The following is a 19,519-nucleotide window of genomic DNA, read 5'->3' as shown; positions in this document are numbered from 1 at the left end:
CGATTTACAGTTTGAATTTACTTACTTTAGAAAAGTTATTGAAAGAGGCCATCAAACAACCATAACAAACTATTATTCAGTTGTTTACCAATAAATCTTCATCAAGTAAATCCTCAAAATTTTGACCATTTAAACAAAAATAGTGAGGTATCCAGGTTGCTAGAATAATATTTGTAAGTAAAAGTGAGTATGTGAAAGAGTCAGGCTTTGCACTGGACTCATGGAAAGAAAACAGCATTGGAATGTCAAAAAATCTCGAAGCTCTTACGCCCCGCCAGATTGTAGCGGAATTGGATAAATACATTATTGGACAACACGAAGCGAAAAAGAACGTAGCCATTGCCCTGCGAAATCGCTGGAGACGCATGAACGCTCCGGCAGAAATGCAACGGGAGATCATGCCGAACAATATTCTGATGATTGGACCTACGGGTTGCGGTAAGACCGAAATTGCCCGCCGTCTGGCTCAACTGGCTGATGCTCCTTTCACGAAAGTGGAAGCGTCCAAATTTACCGAAGTAGGGTATGTAGGCCGCGATGTTGAAAGCATGGTTCGCGACCTCGTAGAGCAGGCCATTCATATGGTTCGGGCAGCCAAGAAAGAATCCGTGAAAGAGCGGGCGGCTCAGGCTGTGGAAGAAGTGATTCTGGATGCCCTCATTCCTTCGGTGAAACAACCCGCGGGTTTTCATCCACATTCGGCTTCTATTACTTCCGAAAACATTGAAAATGCGTCAGACGCAGAACTGAACGAACGGACGCGGGAACGTTTTCGGGAAAAAATCAGATCCGGCGAGATTGATGAACGCAAGATCGACATCGACGTACAGCAAAGTGCTTCGCCGAATATTGGCGTCATGGGCGGCCCGATTGACGATAACTCCATGATGAACATTCAGGAGATGATTTCCGGCATGATGCCCAAGCAGCGGAAGAAACGCAAGGTAACCATTGGCGAAGCCAAGCGAATTCTGCTGGACGAAGAAGCCGCCAAACTCATCGACATGGATGAAGTGAAGGACGAAGCCATTCGCAAAGCAGAAAATCTGGGAATTATTTTCATTGATGAAATTGATAAAGTAGCGGCCAAAAGCGGCGGCTCCGGCCCGGACGTTTCCCGCGAAGGGGTGCAACGGGATTTATTACCCATCGTAGAAGGCTCTACTGTCAATACGAAGTACGGGGTTATTCACACGGATCACATCCTGTTTATTGCCGCCGGTGCCTTCCACGTTTCCAAGCCCAGCGATCTTATTCCTGAGCTTCAGGGTCGTTTCCCGATCCGCGTAGAATTACAGCCCTTAACGCAAGCCGATTTTGTTCGGATTTTACAGGAACCTCGCAATGCCTTAACCCGTCAGTATGAAGCCATGCTTCGGGCCGAAGGCGTAGGATTGACCTTCAATGACGAATCACTTCAGGCTCTGGCGGAAGTCGCCTTCCAGCTTAATACCGAAGTAGAAAACATCGGTGCCCGCCGATTACAGACCGTGGTCAGTCAGTTGCTGAATGATGTGTTATTTGACATTCCCGACCAGATTGGTCCCAATGCTCAGGTAGTAGTTACGAAAGAACTGGTCGATCAACGGCTGGCCGGACTGGTGCAAAACCGCGATTTGAGTCAATATATTCTTTAAATCAAAAGGAGAGCACCCCTCTCCTTTTTTACCCGACCATGGTTGTTTTTGGAGTTATCATTATTATTCTCGGAGGCATGGCCTTCATGATTGGCTGGACGATTTTGAATAAACGTCGGGACTGGATGAAAAACACTGCCCGCGTATTAGGGCTGGTTGAAGAAGACCGAATTGTCTATGAAGTGGATGGAAAAAGCTATGCTCTTCGGGTAACCAGCACCAATATCAAAGGCCGCAGTTTACCCATTCGGTATTCGCTTCAAAATCCGGGTCAGGCTCGGGTGGATGCTCCTTTGGCAACCTGGCTGGCTCCGGCCTTTTTTATGTTACTCGGCTCAGGCTTACTCCTAACGGGCATTGGCATGGTGAAGGGTTAATTACATGCATCACCTAACAAAAGAGCCGGCTGAGAAATCAGTCGGCTCTTTTGTTTATCTTCTTTTCTTCTTCATAAAACCAAAAATTCCTCTCTTCTCGGTCTCAGGGTAACACTTCAATTGTGATTCTGGCGGTTTCCGGTAAATCGGAATCTGTAGGCCGAAGTGAAATTCCATGCCTTTGGGGTTACCAATATTGAACGTAGGAAGGATGTTATCAGAACCCACATACAAAATTCCGGCTCTCGCCCCGATCCCCATTGCTACCCGGCTGTAGTTGTCGGTTAATGAAAACGGTACGGCTACTTCAAACCATTTGGCTTCATATCGAGGCGTAACCGCCAGCAGGGATGGCATCGTAAAGTTTACATTCCTGTTCGAAACAAATCCCTGGATAACCATTGCATTTACATAAACCTTATCCTTTACCAGATAATCCACGCTGGCCTGCAAACGGGTTGGTAGCAGCGTTCGGTAAACCGAAACCTGATCCTCAGGCGATGACCTCAAAGTTTGATTTAACCCATCCATAACTCCTGGTAAACCCGGCGACTGGCGAAAGTTGCTTTCATTCAGAATCAGCCCTGACCTTTGTAAATTATAGGCTTCTACGTAGTTGGGGTTTTTATACGAAACCCGGCCAATGTCCAGCAGGGAAACACTCACCCGATACAGATATTTATTTTTGCTATTATCCTTCAGCATTTGCCCTTTTTCACGGTAGGAATACTTTCGAACATCCGGACGGTATTCATATACGAAACCCAGATCTGCTCCCCAGCCACTGCCCGCCGAGGCATTTCCTAATAACCAGGCGGGACTAAAACTGGCATTACTATAGGCTCCTTCGTTCGTCATTCCATACTGAGCCGAGAGATTGTTCAGCCGAACGTAGGCTCCATTAGGTACGCTGGGATCGGTGATGTACTCATAGTTAATATTCTGGCCATGAATGTGGGATTGCTGTAAACTGATCAGACGTTTGGCCGTAATGCCTACTTTGATAAACTCTTCCTCCTCATCCAGCAGCACCCGGGCGTAGGTTCCCGAAAGTTCAACCAGAGCATTGGTATTGGCATGTAAATGAGCTCCAAAATCCTCAGGTTCAATTCGACCACTGACGACCGTTCCGTTTTTCAAAAGCCTTGCTACGGATTCGGAAACGTTCGTGGCAGCAGCCCCTACCCTCAGGCGAGAGTTGATGGAGATTGCATTTTTGTTGTTAATCGTAAATAGCACACCAGGGCCCCGAATTTCGGCCCCAGCCCGAACGTGCTTGTCTCTTCCGTTCAACTTCTCCCTCAAATATTCCTGATCCCTGAAAATAATGCCGTTATTTGGCCCCCGGTATTTAGAAGGTACGGTATTGGTCATCATCTGAAAGGGCGAATAAGGAGCCTGCCATACCAGATAATTATTATAGAAGTAAGTTTCGAAACCCGCCAGGTGAATCTGAACCTTATAACGAGAGTCAGCAGCCGTAGCCGGATTAAGGTAAACACCATGCACGCCGGCGTAATTACTGCTACTCTGACCGAGTAAAAACTGGGCTTGTACCCGTTCACCTGAGGTGATACTGAAAAGTATTAAAATAATGGGAAGGACTCGTTTCATACGCACAGACCCTATCACTTTGGCTTGAGCTTCGGGTAAAAGGCAAAAGATTTTATTGGATTTATTTAAGAACGATCATTTAGGTGGATTTGTTGAAAAGACCTGATAAACTTGTTTATAGGTACTTAGAATTCAGCAAAAAAAGTTTGTTTCTTATTAAATTACCATGAACTCCCGGTTTTTTAAACTTCACTAAACCAATAGACTGAAAGAAGCTGTAAATTTGCAGAAAGTTTAGAGGGAACCTAGTGAAAATTTTCCAAAATCCCATTTACAACCAATAATTAAACACGGGCTTGACCACAAATATGAAGCGTATTGCAGTGTTTACCTCCGGAGGAGATGCTCCAGGCATGAACGCCTGTATCCGGGCGGTAGTCCGGGGAGCGATGTACCATAAAGTAGAAGTTTTTGGTATTCGTCGGGGGTACAGCGGCATGATCGAAGGCGATATCTACCCTATGACATCCCGCGATGTCTCTAATATAATTCAACGAGGCGGTACTATTCTGAAATCGGCACGCTCTCGTCGCTTTATGACGCCAGAAGGCCGTCAGGAGGCTTATAATAATCTTAAAGCACTGGGTATTGAAGGTTTAGTAGCCATTGGTGGCAATGGAACCTTCACCGGAGCAGAGATTTTCTTTAACGAATTCAAAATCCCTACGGTAGGTGCTCCTGGTACCATCGATAATGATTTATACGGAACGGATTATACCATTGGTTACGATACAGCGGTAAATACCTCCCTCGATGCCATCGATAAAATTCGTGATACGGCTGATTCTCATGATCGCGTTTTCTTCATCGAAGTAATGGGTCGTGACTCGGGTTATATTGCGATTCAGTCAGGTATTGGCGGCGGAGCCGAGTTTGTAGTGGTTCCCGAAGATCATTCTGAACCCGTTTCTGCAGTTATTAAAACGCTGAAACAAGGTTTTGTAAAGAAAAAATCTTCTTCTATCGTTGTGGTAGCTGAAGGTGAGAAGGAAGGTCGTGCGACCGAAATCGCCGAAAAAATCAAGAAAAGCATCGACGTTGAAGTAGACATTCGCGTAACTACGCTGGGTCACATTCAGCGGGGTGGTGTTCCTTCGGCTCAGGATCGTATCCTGGCCAGCCGTTTAGGTCTGGGAGCCATTGAAGGCTTACTACGTGGACAGAAAAACGTAATGACAGGCGTAGTCAATAACCGTCTGGTTTATACGCCTTTCATTGAATGTATTACCAAGGATAAGCCCATCTCTGACGATCTGCTCCGAATGGTTCACATTCTTTCTTAAGATCAAAAAGAGCTGGCAGGGTTTCCTACCAGCTCTTTTTGATCTTTCTTGGAACTGCATTACGCATAACCCAACACCGAATACACGACATAGCCCAGCATTTCGTGCACAACCCGATAGAGGCAATACAGGTTATACTCTTTCGGAACCAGTAATTGATCCAGCGTATATAACTTGTCACTTGCGTAAAAATCCGTTGGGTAAGGGCTTATCTTGAGATTAACTTTTTCGAAGCAGCCTACGGCCCTCCGCATGTGATAGGCAGAGGTGACTAAAACGATTTTCTGCTCCTTCCCCCGTAATAACTTCGCAGTATTAACGGCGTTTTCCCGCGTGTTACGTGAGGTTCCTTCTAGCATAATATCTGCTTTCGGCACACCTGCCACTTCCAGTAAGTACGCGGCAGCCCTACCTTCCGAAGCCGAATCCGCCTGAGCGGAGACTGAGCCCGAACCACCAGAAATGAGGATTTTTTTGACCTTCCCTTCTTTGTATAAAAACAGAGGCTGAAGAATCCGATCGGCGGAATTTCCAAAAAACATCTGGTCACCTTTCTTGTCGGCAATGCCTCCCGTTAGTACTACCGCCAAATCGTATTTTTCCTGAGGCCCCATCGTTCTTGGAGCGTACTCCCACATACGTAAAACCTGATTTACAAAAAAGCCATTACTCATCACGTACAAGCCAATCAGGGTAGCAATCACCGCCCGTTTTCTGCGTCGGGGTGATTGAGTTGACACAGCCATCACCAGTCCGTAGAACAGAAAGCTGATGGGCATTAATAGGTAAAAGAAAATTTTAGAGAGTATAAAGAACATAGATTATGAAGGTTTTCGTTGTAGGAAAAAGGGCTTCCTTAGCAAAGGTCCGCAACTTTATTCGATTAACCCTTACCTTTGGCTATCCATTTCTTTTACTCTATGCGTTACGTTTTCTCCCTCATCCTGCTGACTTTCTTCAGTTATACGCTCTCGGCCCAGTCAGGCTACAAGATTACCGCACACATCAAAGGGTTACAGGACAGCACCTGTTATCTGGCCTATTACACAGGCCTGGGGAACGGGCAGTTTTTCGTTCAGGATACGGCCAAAGCCGATGCTGAGGGAACCATTACGTTCACCGGAACCAAAAAATTACCCGAAGGCCTCTACGTGATTTCCATCAGTCAATGGCGGCTGTTTGATGTCATTGTTGACGCCGATCAGCAATTTGAGTTGTTCACCGATAAGGAAAGTGTGGCCGAAGGAAATCCGCCCAAGAACATGAAGGTAACGAGCTCGATGGAAAACACGCTTTTCTACGAGATGAATAACCAGATGAAAGCCCGGATGGCAGCCCTGCAACAGTTACGCCCCCAGGCTCAGACCGATCCGAAGGCGGCAGAGCAGGTAAAGGCTATTCAAAAAGAATTGCTGGATTATCGTAAAAAATTCATCCGTGAACATGCGGGTTCGTTTACTGCTCAGTTATTCAAAGCCGCCGGAGAACCTGAAGTCCCTACGGCTCCCAAGTTACCTAACGGGAAAACTGACTCTACTTTTGCCTATCGTTATTACAAAAAACATTACTTCGACGGGGTTGATTTAACCGACGAACGTTTGTTACGCACGCCATTCCTCCAGCAAAAACTAGATTATTACTTTGATAACCTCGTGCATCAGCTTCCCGATTCACTCATTAAAGAGGCCGATTTCTTAATGTCACGGGCGAAGGGGAACGAAATGCGTCGTTATGTGGCGTATCGCATTACCAGCAAGTACGAGCAATCACGGGTGTTAGGCACCGAAGCTCTTTTCGTGCACATGGGCGAGAAGTATTACGTCGGTGAACCAGTACTTTGGGACTCCAGCACGGTAAGTAATTTTAAAAATCGAATCAAGATTCTTAAACCTTTGCTGACTGGTAACAAAATCCCGAACATGTATCAAACCGACACCCTGGGTAAGCCCCTGAATCTGTATGACGTAAAAGCAAATTATACGATTCTGGTGATTTACGCAGACGATTGTAGTCACTGCCGGGAATCAACGCCGAATCTGAAAAAGTTTTATGAGAAGTATAAAAGCAAAGGTGTAAAAATTTACGCTACAGATTTACGACGCGATGTGAATGAATGGAAGAAGTTCATTCACGAGTTTAAAACTCAGGATTTTATTAACGTAATCGACGTCCATAAAGACGCCCAGGGCAAAACCGTTCATTACACGGATTATCTTAATACGTTCGATGCCCAAGCTACGCCAACCATTTACGTGCTGGATAAAGACAAGAAGATATTAGCCCGTCGTTTCCCCGTCGATGAACTGGATAAATACTTTGAGTTTTTGCTTAGTCAGCCGGGTAAGAAGTAGGTTGTTAGCGGCTGCGGTTGTTAGTTGTTTATATTTTTTCTTTTGTATTATAAAGGCCGTTTAAGATTTATAATCTACCGCAGTCGCTCGGCTCTGCCGAGTGACCCATTAGCAGTAGGCCTCTGGCCGTCTGAAGCAAAGAAATATACTACGAAACAAAGAGCTCGCTTAGCTTGAAATGCTTTTGTATCCTACCTGGCTCTAGGCCTCTGGCCGTCTGAAGCAAAGAAATATGCTACGAAACAAAGAGCTTGCCTAACTTGAAAAGCTTTTGTATCCTACCGGCCAGAGGCCTAGAGCTAGGTAGTGACTCGGCTAGAGCCGAGCGACTGCGGGGGGATCATGGCAGGTGGAACCTGCCTTATCGTAGGAACGAGATGGAATCTTGCATCAGAGATTAGCTATTATTTTAAATGTCATTTTTAGACAGAAAAGAAAAGGCTGGCCGAAAAATCGGCCAGCCTTTTCTCATTTTCGTGCTTTGCTTATAGTTTCTTCAAGTAAGCGATGGTCTGAGGTACCTGCTTATTTACATTCGGACTTTCGTCTTCGATGTAATAATGTTCAATGGCCGATGATTTCTTGGCTGCTTTCATAATGGCGGGTAAATTCAATTGGCCCGTTCCTAAGGCCACATCATTTTCCACGGGCGTTCCACCGGATAAGTTACCCTTCACACCCTTTTTCAAATCTTTCAGGTGCATAAGCTTGAAACGTTTGCCGTATTTTTCCAGAATAGCCACGGGATCATGTCCGGGAAAAAACGTCCAGAGAATATCCATCTCGAAACTTACGTACTTGGGGTCCGTTTTCTGAACGATGTAATCGAAGAGTGTACCGTTTTCGTAAGGTTCAAATTCAAAGCCGTGATTGTGGTAACAGAAGGTCAGGCCGTGGTTTTCTTTCAACAACTTCCCTACCCGATTAAAATTCGCAACGGTTTCTTCCGCCATTGCCAGCGTAAAGGGACCATTATGAGGAATCCAGGCTACCCGCACGTATTTAGCTCCCAGAGCTTTCGCATTCTGGGCTACTTCATCGGTTTTGTTCAGAAAATCGTCGTAGCTCACCCCAAAGGAAGAGCATTGCATTTTTCGTTCATCCAGTAACTGGCGGATATCCTGGGCCTTACGACCAAAGAGGTTCGAGAATTCCATGTCTGTAATGCCAAAAGCCTTGATCGTATCCAGCGTAGCAGCAACGTCTTTTGCAAAACTGTGCCGATAGGTATACGATACCATGCCTGGTTTCTGCGGAGAAGAAGGCTTTTGAGCGTAACTCGACAGGGACGCCAGCAGGAAAAGGGGTACTAATTTTTTGATCATGGTTCAGACGAATTACGAATCAGGAGCGGTGTATCACACACGCGGTTAACGCATTTTTGACCGCTTTACTAAATAAGACGAAAGAATGGGGTCAAAACCCTGCGAAATATCTGCTTCGATGAAGTCGATTTTATACTGGTTACATTTCATCCGCAGTTCGTAATAAAATTTCTGAATGGCCGTCCGGTAATAGTCTTTCACCTGTCCGGGCTGCACCCGAACTTTCTCGCCACTTTCCAAATCAATAAACTCATACGGACGCTCCTCAAAATCAAACTCCTCCTCCGTTTTCCGATCGGTTACGTGGAAGAGAAGAACCTCGTGGCGGTTATGCTTGAGGTGTTGTAACGCCGCAAAGATTTTATCTGCGTTTTCAATATCATCGAACATATCGCTGAAAATAATAACCAGCGAACGACGATGCACCTGTTCGGCAATCTGGTGAATCACTTCCGCAACAGCCGATTTTCGGTTCGGTTTCGGCTGCTGTAGTAGCTGTTGCAGACTCACAAAAATCTTATGAATGTGCGAAGCGGTAGATCGGGTGGGCAACTGTAATTCTACGGCATCTGAGAAAGTCGTCAGTGATACCGCGTCGCGTTGCTTTTGCAGTAAGTAAGATAAAGCCGCCGCTGCCAGAATACTGAAGGTAATTTTCCCATGCGAAGGCTCCGGGTAATACATTGAAGACGACGTATCAATCAGTAAATGACAACGCAGGTTCGTCTCTTCTTCGTAGCGTTTCGTATAGAGTCGATCCGTCTTCCCAAACACTTTCCAGTCCACGTGACGCGTGCTCTCGCCGGTATTGTACAGGCGGTGCTCGGCGAACTCCACTGAAAAACCGTGGAAAGGAGATTTATGCAAACCAGTGATAAATCCTTCAACCATTTGTCGGGCCAGAAATTCGATATTACCGTATTCGCGAGCTTTTGTCAGGTCCAGAGCCATGCGGTGGGTTTAGAGTCGTTCGAAATTTGAAAACGAATGCATTTCCAATATTTAATAACGGAAAAACGCGGGAAAGTTTTGAGCCAAGGCAGGAAAATTCTTTCGGAAAGGTCAAAAAAGAAACCGCAATTTTCGGGAAGTTTCAAGAGACTGAACCTTTTATCTCTATTCACTAACGAAAATTGCGGTTAAAAAAAAGCTGCCGCTGAAACATTAAATTGGTACACTTTCTGTACCTCCCTTGTAATTAATCTACTCTCGTGCTGCCATGTCCGCTCTGGCGGTAATCGTGGAGTTATCTTCGAGAAGATAGTGTTTGGGTCGTAATAAAACTACTCCGTTTGTACCAACGACCCTAAGGTTTACTTTAACGATGCCATCTTGGGTCATGCCCAATTTTCGGGCGGCATCATAGGAAAGATCAATATCGCGATTCTTTCCAAATGGCCCACGGTCAATTACTCTGACAATGGTTTTGCGGCCATTTTTGAGATTTGTCACTTCGATCATGGAGCCGTATGGTAGTGTCTTATGAGCACAGGTACCATTTTTTAATCGTTCTCCACTGGCAGTGACTCTACCAAAGTATTGTTTGCCGTAGTAAGTAGCTCGCCCTTTATATTCTTTTCCCAGCGGTTTTTTTACTGGGGGATATTTAGTGTAATATACCGAATAATGAGCCTGAGCAATACAGGGTAAAATACTTAGGTTCAGTAACAATGCTGTTACTGCTCTACGTGTCCAGCTATTCATAGGCAGTTCGTTTTGTGGTTCAAAGAACTAACGTTATGCTTCAGCAGCGGCGGGAGCACTTCGGGCGAATTGCCATGAACTGAGTAGAGTTCATGCACAAAGGTAACACCTATTTTTAAAACGGAAATAATTTTCTCATTTTTACACAAAAGATTGTTCAAAAAGTTATACGTTTCTAAGAGGTTGACGATTGACATTTGCTTGCTTTAATAGTATATTGGGCGTGAAGGATTTAGCCAATAATTCTTCTGTTCAATGCCTGTGCACTAAAATTAACTTTTGAATAAGAAAAAGGTTTTAAATTTATTCGTTAGATACATATTTTACTCAAGCTGTCCTTTTCATTTTAATACTCATACTTACATATTCTATCGTTTTTAGAAAACAGTCCCTTATTTTCTACGTTTTTTTTGCGTCCAAAGGCTTTCTTTCTATTTTTACGAGCGATCAAACCATAAACTTCCAAAATTGTGGCTGAAAAAGAACGAGAAGAACTCTACTCGAAACGTGTAAAGGCTGGCAAGCGGACTTACTTCTTCGACGTGAAATCCACCCGTGCCAACGATTACTACATTACTATTACTGAAAGTCGTCGTTACCCTCAGGGAGATGGTTTTGCTTACGAGAAACACAAGATGTTCCTGTACAAGGAAGATTTTGACAAGTTTGTTGATGCTCTCAAAAATGCCGTGGACCATGTGAAGACGGAACTGATGCCTGAATTCGATTTCTCTCAATTCGCTGCTCGTGAAGAAGATGATGAATATCGTAGCGATCTGAAATGGGATTAACCACAATCGTTCCCTTATGATTAACTGATACCCCTAACAGTTTTATCTGATTGTGAAGATCTTGAGAAAGCCTTTGCCGTGGCGAAGGCTTTTTTGTTGGTTTATAGTTGTACCTTTGCGGTTCTGATTCGTACGCTATTCAAACTAGTTTTGTTTTCAATCGAGTCAGTCGAACTGATTATCACTGATTTTTAAATCAATATCTTTCGCCAACCATGGGTTTGCAATGTGGAATCGTGGGCTTGCCGAACGTCGGAAAGTCAACGTTATTTAGTGCTATATCAAGTGCCAAAGCCGAAGCGGCTAATTATCCTTTCTGTACGATTGAACCTAACGTTGGGGTGGTAGAAGTGCCCGACGAACGTTTGAAAGATCTGGAAAAACTGGTTAATCCCCAGAAAGTAATCCCAACGATCATTGAGTTTGTGGACATTGCCGGGCTGGTCAAAGGAGCTAGTCAGGGTGCAGGTCTGGGTAATAAATTCCTGGCGAACATTCGGGAAGTAGATGCCATCATTCACGTGGTTCGTTGCTTTGAAGATGATAACATCGTTCACGTAGAAGGCCGGGTTAACCCCATTTCTGATAAAGAAATCATCGATTATGAGCTGCAACTAAAAGATTTGGAAGCCGTAGATCGGAAGCTGCAACGCATTGAGAAAGCCGCTCGCACGGGTGGTGATGCCAAAGCCAAAGCGGAAGTTGAGGTATTATACCGTTTCAAGAAAACGCTGGAGCAGGGCAAATCAGCTCGTACGGTTGAAGTTTCAGAAGAAGAGAAAGGTGCCGTTGCAGATCTGCACTTATTAACGATTAAGCCCGTTATCTACGTTGCCAACGTCGATGAAACGAGCCTGACGAAAGGTTCCAACGAATTTGTGGAACAACTAAAAGCCGCCGTTGCCGAAGAAAAAGCAGAGGTTATCGTGATCTGTGCGGCCATTGAAGCCCAAATTGCCGAAATTGAAGATCTGGAAGAACGCCAGATGTTCCTGGAAGAATACGGTTTGCAGGAGTCTGGTCTGAGTCAGTTAATCAAGGCTTCTTATAGCTTATTGAACCTGATTACTTACTTCACCGCTGGCGTAAAAGAAGTACGGGCCTGGACCATCCAACGGGGCTGGAAAGCTCCTCAGGCTGCCGGGGTTATTCACTCGGACTTCGAGCGTGGTTTCATCCGGGCTGAGGTAATCAAACTGAGCGATTACAATCAGTATAAAACGGAGCCTGCCATCAAAGAAGCGGGTAAAATGGCGGTTGAAGGCAAAGAATACGTGGTTCAGGATGGTGACATCATGCACTTCCGTTTCAACGTATAAGCAGCATCTCTAAGTTAGGTTCATAACGAAAAAGAGCGACCCGATCAGGTCGCTCTTTTTCGTAGTGTTTGAAGAGATCACTCCATTTAATTATGAATCACCTGATAGCCTACCAGTTGATCAGCCCGACTACCGGGAGCCCGATGATAGATAAAGATTTCGTACGTATTTTGAGTTACGGAATACGAGCCTTCAATGGGCTGTTCATCCGCCTTTTTGCCATCTGCACTGGGCAAAGCGTACATGTAGTTATACACGCCCTGTTTGCACAGGATGGTGGCCTGATACCCTGCGGCGGCCTGCTCATAGTGCATCTGATTTTCTTTCCTTAACTCAAAGAAATTAAACCCACCCACCACATAAGGTGTTTTCCCACCCTCCCAGGGTTCGGAACGCAGCGTAAAGGTTACCGGGAAATAATCCGGATCGCCGAAATCATCACGGGTGGAAATGGCGAATTGCCCGTCCAGATCGTTTTGTTGCAGGTAACTTTTACCCGCCTGCAAATCGTCCGGGAACAAATAAACAGCATTGTAATTAGGCGTAAAATCCAGCTTGGATACGCCGATGCCTTTGATCTGGCGGCTGCGAATATCAAAAACCCGAAACTCGTTACTTCCCGGAAAGACATTTTCATTGTTAAAAAACCGATATTCCAGCATCCGGTCAAATTCCTGCACCATATAAGGCTTCAAACCAGCGATGGTGCGGTCCCAGCGATAATTCTGCCGCAACACTACGTATAAATCCTGCTTGGGGTTGAGGACCGGGTAATTGCCATATTTCACGGAAAAATCGAGTTGCTGATGACTATTGCGGAGGGGAATATCCTGAGCAAAACTGATTCTCCCAGCCGCTATGATTTGCTGGTTAAAGGCCATAAACCGACGGGTAAATACAACATCCGACTCCCGACGGCCTTTATAGACCACTACTACGAAGTTACCACTGACTTTCACCCTCGGTAACTCCAGCCAGTAATGAGCATAGCCCACCTTGGTTCCCTGAGCAATTTTGACGTCATAAATCGGGAATTCATTGAAATCCGGCAAAAACTCTACGTCGTTCAGAGCGGACGGCTTCCAGTCGGCATTACAATGCAGAATTTTAGCCCGGAATTGAGGCTGCTCCTTGCCGAGCCAGTCGAATTCCAGCCGCATCGTTCCACCCTGATTCAGGTCCAGCACGGGCGGTTGTAAAATATCATTACTACTTACGCCACCCGTAGGGTACACCAGCGGCGTTTTAATGGATTCATCGTAGATGAAATCTTCATACGAAATCGTACCGCTCTGGCGACGCGTTTCGATTACCTGAGCAATGAGCTGATTAACCAGAAAAATAAGGCCAATGGCAAGTATGAACGGGGTTAGCACTTTCATAACAGGCTTTATAGGGTGAATAAAAAACGCTGACGAAACCAATGTCAGGCAAAAGTTTCATCAGCGTTTTCAAGGATAAGTAGTTGATCAATTGATAGTCAATATTTTACAACCTAACCAGGCATTCTATAACTAATGATTCGACTCTAAATCATTTTTTCCAGACTTTCTACTTCCATCATCGCCTCTTCCCAGGCATCGTTCGCCTGAGACAGTTGCTTCTTGATGTCTTCGTAAGACTGCTGAATTTTTGTAAACTGTTGAGTGTCGCTGTAAATCTTAGGATCGGCCAGTTGAGCTTCCGCATCGGCCTTTTTAGCTTCCAGCGTACTTACTTTCTTTTCCAGTTCTTCTACCTGCTGTTGCACCTTTTTCAGTTTCTGCTGCCACTGCTTTCGCTCGGCATCCGAAGCAGAGGTTTGAGGCTTGGCAGGCTTCACTTCCGCTGGTTTCTCCGTTTTCACCGGAGCTGATTCCTTACGATTTGCTTCGCGTTCTTCCTGCCAGTTTACATACTCATCATACGTACCGGGGTATTCCTTGATCTGTTCATCTTCGATGTACCAGATTTTAGTCGCTACTTCCGAAACGAAGAAACGGTCGTGAGAAACAATGACATACGTTCCTTCATATTGTTGCAGAGCCTGAATCAGAATGTTCACCGAGATCATGTCCAGGTGGTTGGTGGGCTCATCTAATAACAGGAAGTTGGCTTCCGAAAGTAACATTTTCGCCAGAGCTACCCGCGATTTTTCGCCCCCGGAAAGTACTTTAATCTTCTTGAACACATCGTCGTTCGAAAACAGGAAACAACCCAGAATGCTTCGTAACTGAGCTTCCGTCTTATCCGTCCCCATTTCCCGAAGTTCTTCAATCAGCGTATTATCAATGTTCAGCGACTCCAACTGGTGCTGAGCGTAAAACGCAAAGGCCACGTTGTGCCCCAATTGCCGTTTGCCCTCGATGGGTTCCGTTCCAGCAATGATTCGCAGTAACGTGGACTTACCCTTTCCGTTGGCTCCAATCAGAGCGATTTTATCTCCACGCGAAATGAAACTATTCGTATCCGTCAGAATCCGTTTTTCGCCGTACGCTTTTGATACATCCTGTAACTCGAAAATATTCTTCCCGGGCTGAGTCGCCAGCGTAAACTTGAAGTTTACCCGAGCCGTTTCGTCAATCACGTCATCCACGAAATCCATTTTCTCAAGGGACTTCACGCGGCTTTGCACCTGACGAGCCTTACTAGCTTTGGCTTTGAAACGTTCAATAAAACGCTCGGTCTGGCGAATTTTCGCCTGCTGGTTTTCGTAAGCTCCCTTCTGGATTTCGTTTCGTAAAGCCTTTTCTTCAATGAAGAACGAATAGTTGCCGGGGTAAAAATTCAATTTACCGCCCGTTACTTCCACGATAGCGTTTACGCAGTTATCCAGAAAGAACCGGTCGTGAGAAACGATCATTACCGCTCCTTCGTAGTTACGAACGTAGTTTTCTACCCACTCAATACTCGGTAAGTCCAAGTGGTTGGTAGGCTCATCTAAAAGCAACAAGCTTGGTTTTTGCAGGAGCAATTTCGCCAGCATCACCCGCATTCGCCAACCCCCGGAGAAGCGTTCCAGAGGAGTATTGAGGTCTTCGGTTTTAAAGCCCAGCCCTTCAAGAATTTCTTCGGCTTTCGACTGAATGGTGTAGCCATCCAACGCTTCGAATTCTTCCTGGTAGTTGGCTAGTTTGTCAATCAGCTCATCGCGATAGTTCGTTTCCATTTCGTGAAGAACCTCGTCGATTTTCTTTTGCAGAACCATTTCCCGCTCAAACGCCTGCATGGCTACGATCAGGATGGATTCCTTGGATTCATAACTCAACAAATCCTGATTTAAGAAACCAATCGTACAATCCCCAGACTTGGAGATAGTTCCTCCGTCGGGCGTATACTCTCCTACGATTAGTCGCAGAAGCGTGGATTTTCCCGTTCCGTTCGCCCCAATCAGGCCGATCCGATCTTTGGGTTTAATATGAAGAGAGGCCTCGTCGTATAATGCCCGACTGCCAAAATAGAAACTTAGATTCGTGATGGAAAGCATAAGAAAGAAACGGACGGCCCTTCGCACCGCCCCGAATGAATATCAAAAGTACAAATCTGCCGTCAGAAGTTTGATATAATGTACAGGAGTTTACGTAGAATCATTAAAAAGTTTGCTCAGAAAAAGACTTGGAGAGTTTTACTTTTCAATCACATTTTATTGGATAAATATAACATTTTCAATAACACAGTATTTCTTGAAATAATTCAACGAGCGGCAGGATGTCTGTGAAGCTAGACCATATCTGCTCTTGTTTTTATTGAAATATTAATTTTCAAATATAAAAGACACTTTTTCTTAGAGTACCCCCACCAAATTATTTAGCATAATATCTTATTTTCTTAAAATATTATAAATAACTTCTTCATGAGTTATATATTTATATTCCCTACCTAGACAAAAGTCCACTCTATTCCATTTCCGATTTTATTAGTACTTTTATGTGCCCTTACTAAAATCAATTTATATCACATGAGAAAACTGTTACTTCTATGTGCCTTTTTAGGCATATTACTGAGCGGTTATAGTACAATTGCTCAGGATCATGTTGTGACCGGAAAAGTAACTTCTTCCGAAGACGGTACAGCATTAGTTGGCGTAAGCGTTCAGGTCAAAGGCTCCAGTCAGGGAGTAAACTCCAATGCCGACGGTGAATACCGTATTTCAGTATCCCCCAATGCTACCCTGGTCTTCAGTTTTGTGGGCATGAGCCGCAAAGAAGTAGTGGTGGGTAACCAGACCGTTATTAACGTAGAGTTAGGTACCGACAATCAGCAACTTTCTGAAGTCGTGGTAACGGGTTTTGGTTCGCAGATTAAACGGGATGTGACGGGTAATATTGCCAAAATCAAAGGCAGTGATATTACTAACATTCCTGCTGTAAGTATTGAATCTGCCTTACAGGGCCGGGCTGCTGGGGTTGTTATCAACCAGGGCAGTGGCAAGTTAGGCCAGGGAATTCAGGTAAGAGTACGTGGGGCTTCTTCGCTTAGTGCCAGCAGTCAACCTTTATACGTAATTGACGGAATTCCGGTTACCTCCACTGACCAAAGCAGCTTTGGTGGAGCAACGAACCCTTTAGCTGATATTAACTTCAACGACGTCGAATCTGTAGAAGTATTAAAAGATGCATCGGCGGCGGCTATTTACGGTTCGCGGGCGGCAAACGGCGTAGTTCTGATCACGACCAAAAGAGGGAATGTGGGCAAAACCAACATCTCTTTTAACTATCAGTTTGGCGTTAGTAATCCAACGCGTAAAGTACCCTTCTTGAATCCCAAGCAGTACGTAGACTTTTATCGAATGGCGGCGGGGAATGCGGATCGTTTAGATGGAATAGATCCCTCGGACCCAGGTTCTTCTACTGCCTACATGGAATCATTCTTTGAATCCTATTCATTAGGCCGCTATAACAAAGGGGTTAATGAGGCTCTTAATTCAGGAGCAGACTATACTCGTTTTGTCCAATCAAGCGACTTAGCCACGGGCACCAACTGGCAGGATGAAGCCTTCCGGAAAAATGCTGGTTCTCAGCAAGCTGACCTGACCTTTAGTGGCGGTAATGAAAAGACTTCGTTCTATATTTCTGGTCAATATCTGAATCAAACAGGTATTATCATTGGAAACAATTTTGAGCGTATTACTGGTCGCATTAATCTGGATCATAAGGTATCAAATATTCTTAGTATCGGGATGAACATGAGTTTGGCTCATACCTTAAACAAGCGTTTGTCTGGTGACCGTCAATTCAATAACCCCATCCAGGCGGCAGCTCTTACGCCCTTGTCTCCCGCTTATGATCCCACCACAGGGTTACCTACGGGTACTCCTCCGGGTAATACAGATGTGCCTAACTATTATAACCCCTTAATCAACTTAGGAAACATCATCCAGAACCAGGAGGTTATCAGAAACCTTTCGAACGTCTATGGTCAGATTAATATCTTACCATTTTTAAAATTCCGGTCTGAGCTAGGTATTGACGTCTTATCTCAGCAAGAAGAGCGTTATTTTAATTCCAAAACCATCCGTTTGACAGGACAGCAGAATGGTACTGGTGATAACCTTTACACGGGGATTATCAATTACAACACCAACAACTATTTCAATTTTGATAAGTCTTTTGATCTGCATACGCTTAGTGCAACAGTAGGTATGTCGTATCAAAACTCAGCAACAAAAGCGAATTCGGTTTCTGCAATTAACTTCCCTAGTGATGCCTACCGTTCCATTGAAAATGCGGGTACGATCTCAGGCGGTAGCTCTTCTACTACTAATTTCCGATTCTTGTCTTATTTCTTACGGGCGAACTATAAGTTCAATGATCGCTATTTACTTTCTGCCAGTGGCCGGATTGATGGTTCTTCTCGTTTCGGTAAAAATTCGAAGTATGGATTTTTCCCAGCGGTCTCTGCGGGTTGGGTAATTTCTGAAGAATCATTCCTCAAGTCCAATACGAATACAGCTATCAGCTTCCTGAAACTCCGTGGTAGCTACGGTTTGACGGGGAATGCCGAGATTGGAAACTTCCCTTCTTTGGGTCTTTACAGCTCCGCAAACTATGCAGGAACAGGAGGGCAAGCTCCCACTCAGTTGGCTAACCCTAATTTGAAATGGGAAACAACTACGCAGGCTGATTTTGGGTTGGATTTTGGTTTCCTGAATAACCGGATCAACGGTGAAATTGACTATTACGTCAAAAAGACTTCCGACCTTTTATTAAACGTAAACGTTCCGGGAACTACGGGATTTTATACTCAAACTCGCAACGTAGGTAGTCTGGAAAATAAAGGTTTTGAGCTGGTTATTAACTCGCAAAACTTTGTAGGTGCCTTCCAATGGTCTACCAGTCTGAATCTTGCAACCAACCGAAACAAAATCACCAACATTCAGAAGCAGATTGTAGAAGCAGGTATATCTTCTATGAGCCGTGCCGTAGAAGGACAGCCTATCGGTACCTTCTTTACGGTTGAATACGCCGGAGTTGATCCTACCAATGGCGATGCCCTGTATTACAAAAATGCGACAAACGCTGACGGTACTATTGATCGCTCGACGACAAATGTTTATTCGCAGGCTCAACGCGTGGTGGTTGGTAATGCTATTCCTAAACTAACGGGTGGTTTAAATAATACCTTCTCCTACAAAGGAATTGACCTAAGCGTGTTCTTAAACGGCGTTGCCGGTAACAAAATCAACTTCTATGGTGTAGGGCAGTATTCATCCGCAAACGGTATTTATGAAGATAATCAGACTGCCGACCAGATGAATGCCTGGACTTCAACCAATACGAACACCAAAGTTCCTGAGGCCCGTCTGTTCTATTCCAATGGTAATAACCCTTCTAGTCGTTACATTCAGGATGGTTCTTACTTACGGTTACGGACCGTCACTTTAGGTTATAACTTACCTCAGACGGTAGTCAATCGTCTTAAATTAAAAGGCATTCGCGTATACCTGACAGGTCAAAACTTACTTACCTGGACCAAATACACCGGATGGGATCCAGAAGTTAATGCCGATGATATCGTTAGCAGTGTTGCTCAGGGTTATGACTTCTACACCCCTCCTCAAGCAAAAACTTTCTTAGGCGGTATTAACATCAAGTTCTGATCCACAACCGTACATCCAACTTTTTATTCTAAGACATTCT

The 19,519-nt window shown here is 44.8% G+C and carries 14 protein-coding genes; 7 read left to right on the top strand and 7 right to left on the bottom strand.

Translation table 11 applies throughout. The features are described 5' to 3' along the window. Positions 1–242 precede the first annotated feature (242 nt). Both hslU and QE390_RS13885 read left to right on the top strand, forming a co-directional pair. On the top strand, positions 243–1,637 hold the full coding sequence (gene hslU / locus QE390_RS13890; RefSeq protein ID WP_106635662.1) for an ATP-dependent protease ATPase subunit HslU: 1,395 nt from the start codon (positions 243–245) through the stop codon (positions 1,635–1,637). Positions 1,638–1,675: 38 nt separating this feature from the next. Beyond that, entirely contained in the window at positions 1,676–2,014 is a 339-nt protein-coding gene (locus QE390_RS13885) for a DUF3592 domain-containing protein (protein WP_106635524.1), read from the top strand. 54 nt (positions 2,015–2,068) lie between these two features. Here the strand turns inward: QE390_RS13885 and QE390_RS13880 are convergent, their stop codons facing one another. Then, positions 2,069–3,628 (bottom strand): DUF5723 family protein, encoded by a 1,560-nt coding sequence (locus QE390_RS13880; protein ID WP_307142571.1) that lies wholly within the window; start codon positions 3,626–3,628, stop codon positions 2,069–2,071. Between the two features lie 308 nt (positions 3,629–3,936). On the opposite strand from QE390_RS13880, the gene pfkA reads away from it, so the two are divergent. Further along, positions 3,937–4,911 (top strand): 6-phosphofructokinase, encoded by a 975-nt coding sequence (gene pfkA, locus QE390_RS13875; protein WP_106635522.1) that lies wholly within the window; start codon positions 3,937–3,939, stop codon positions 4,909–4,911. Positions 4,912–4,970: 59 nt separating this feature from the next. Here the strand turns inward: pfkA and QE390_RS13870 are convergent, their stop codons facing one another. Beyond that, complete coding sequence (locus tag QE390_RS13870; protein ID WP_307142570.1) at positions 4,971–5,729, bottom strand: YdcF family protein; 759 nt, start codon at positions 5,727–5,729, stop codon at positions 4,971–4,973. 102 nt (positions 5,730–5,831) lie between these two features. Here QE390_RS13870 and QE390_RS13865 point away from each other — a divergent pair, with 102 nt between their 5' ends. Further along, positions 5,832–7,262, top strand: a complete 1,431-nt coding sequence (locus tag QE390_RS13865; RefSeq protein ID WP_307142569.1) for a TlpA family protein disulfide reductase — start codon at positions 5,832–5,834, stop codon at positions 7,260–7,262. 485 nt (positions 7,263–7,747) lie between these two features. Here the strand turns inward: QE390_RS13865 and QE390_RS13860 are convergent, their stop codons facing one another. The 3 genes from QE390_RS13860 to QE390_RS13850 all read right to left on the bottom strand — a co-directional run bounded on the left by QE390_RS13860 (position 7,748) and on the right by QE390_RS13850 (position 10,291). Beyond that, complete coding sequence (locus tag QE390_RS13860; RefSeq protein WP_106635519.1) at positions 7,748–8,587, bottom strand: sugar phosphate isomerase/epimerase; 840 nt, start codon at positions 8,585–8,587, stop codon at positions 7,748–7,750. 45 nt (positions 8,588–8,632) lie between these two features. Next, positions 8,633–9,538, bottom strand: a complete 906-nt coding sequence (locus QE390_RS13855) for a DUF58 domain-containing protein (RefSeq protein ID WP_106635518.1) — start codon at positions 9,536–9,538, stop codon at positions 8,633–8,635. A 252-nt stretch (positions 9,539–9,790) separates the two neighbouring features. After that, complete coding sequence (locus tag QE390_RS13850; RefSeq protein ID WP_106635517.1) at positions 9,791–10,291, bottom strand: septal ring lytic transglycosylase RlpA family protein; 501 nt, start codon at positions 10,289–10,291, stop codon at positions 9,791–9,793. 470 nt (positions 10,292–10,761) lie between these two features. Between QE390_RS13850 and QE390_RS13845 the strand changes: the two genes are divergently transcribed. Then, positions 10,762–11,082 carry a DUF3276 family protein gene (locus QE390_RS13845; RefSeq protein WP_106635516.1) on the top strand — a complete coding sequence of 107 codons (321 nt, stop codon included), beginning with the start codon at positions 10,762–10,764 and terminating at the stop codon, positions 11,080–11,082. Positions 11,083–11,297: 215 nt separating this feature from the next. Next, positions 11,298–12,401, top strand: coding sequence for a redox-regulated ATPase YchF (ychF, locus tag QE390_RS13840; RefSeq protein WP_307142568.1), 1,104 nt, complete (start codon positions 11,298–11,300; stop codon positions 12,399–12,401). 86 nt (positions 12,402–12,487) lie between these two features. On the opposite strand, the gene QE390_RS13835 is transcribed toward ychF, so the two are convergent. Then, positions 12,488–13,783, bottom strand: a complete 1,296-nt coding sequence (locus QE390_RS13835; RefSeq protein ID WP_307142567.1) for a DUF5103 domain-containing protein — start codon at positions 13,781–13,783, stop codon at positions 12,488–12,490. Positions 13,784–13,929: 146 nt separating this feature from the next. Then, on the bottom strand, positions 13,930–15,867 hold the full coding sequence (locus QE390_RS13830; protein WP_106635513.1) for an ABC-F family ATP-binding cassette domain-containing protein: 1,938 nt from the start codon (positions 15,865–15,867) through the stop codon (positions 13,930–13,932). A 471-nt stretch (positions 15,868–16,338) separates the two neighbouring features. Between QE390_RS13830 and QE390_RS13825 the strand changes: the two genes are divergently transcribed. After that, complete coding sequence (locus QE390_RS13825; protein WP_307142566.1) at positions 16,339–19,479, top strand: TonB-dependent receptor; 3,141 nt, start codon at positions 16,339–16,341, stop codon at positions 19,477–19,479. Positions 19,480–19,519: the final 40 nt, after the last annotated feature.

Source organism: Siphonobacter sp. SORGH_AS_1065 (assembly GCF_030818595.1).
GTDB lineage: Bacteria > Bacteroidota > Bacteroidia > Cytophagales > Spirosomataceae > Siphonobacter.
The sequence above is the reverse complement of the archived record's forward strand: the minus strand, read 5'-3'. Positions and strand labels throughout refer to the sequence as shown.

Excerpts from the sequence above, each read along its gene's own strand:
- pfkA (WP_106635522.1), top strand. The coding sequence starts at position 3,937 with ATGAAGCGTATTGCAGTGTTTACCTCCGGAGGAGATGCTCCAGGCATG.
- QE390_RS13865 (WP_307142569.1), top strand. The coding sequence starts at position 5,832 with ATGCGTTACGTTTTCTCCCTCATCCTGCTGACTTTCTTCAGTTATACG.
- QE390_RS13850 (WP_106635517.1), bottom strand. The coding sequence starts at position 10,291 with ATGAATAGCTGGACACGTAGAGCAGTAACAGCATTGTTACTGAACCTA.
- hslU (WP_106635662.1), top strand. The coding sequence starts at position 243 with ATGTCAAAAAATCTCGAAGCTCTTACGCCCCGCCAGATTGTAGCGGAA.
- ychF (WP_307142568.1), top strand. The coding sequence starts at position 11,298 with ATGGGTTTGCAATGTGGAATCGTGGGCTTGCCGAACGTCGGAAAGTCA.
- QE390_RS13830 (WP_106635513.1), bottom strand. The coding sequence starts at position 15,867 with ATGCTTTCCATCACGAATCTAAGTTTCTATTTTGGCAGTCGGGCATTA.
- QE390_RS13825 (WP_307142566.1), top strand. The coding sequence starts at position 16,339 with ATGAGAAAACTGTTACTTCTATGTGCCTTTTTAGGCATATTACTGAGC.
- QE390_RS13835 (WP_307142567.1), bottom strand. The coding sequence starts at position 13,783 with ATGAAAGTGCTAACCCCGTTCATACTTGCCATTGGCCTTATTTTTCTG.
- QE390_RS13860 (WP_106635519.1), bottom strand. The coding sequence starts at position 8,587 with ATGATCAAAAAATTAGTACCCCTTTTCCTGCTGGCGTCCCTGTCGAGT.
- QE390_RS13880 (WP_307142571.1), bottom strand. The coding sequence starts at position 3,628 with ATGAAACGAGTCCTTCCCATTATTTTAATACTTTTCAGTATCACCTCA.
- QE390_RS13855 (WP_106635518.1), bottom strand. The coding sequence starts at position 9,538 with ATGGCTCTGGACCTGACAAAAGCTCGCGAATACGGTAATATCGAATTT.
- QE390_RS13870 (WP_307142570.1), bottom strand. The coding sequence starts at position 5,729 with ATGTTCTTTATACTCTCTAAAATTTTCTTTTACCTATTAATGCCCATC.
- QE390_RS13885 (WP_106635524.1), top strand. The coding sequence starts at position 1,676 with ATGGTTGTTTTTGGAGTTATCATTATTATTCTCGGAGGCATGGCCTTC.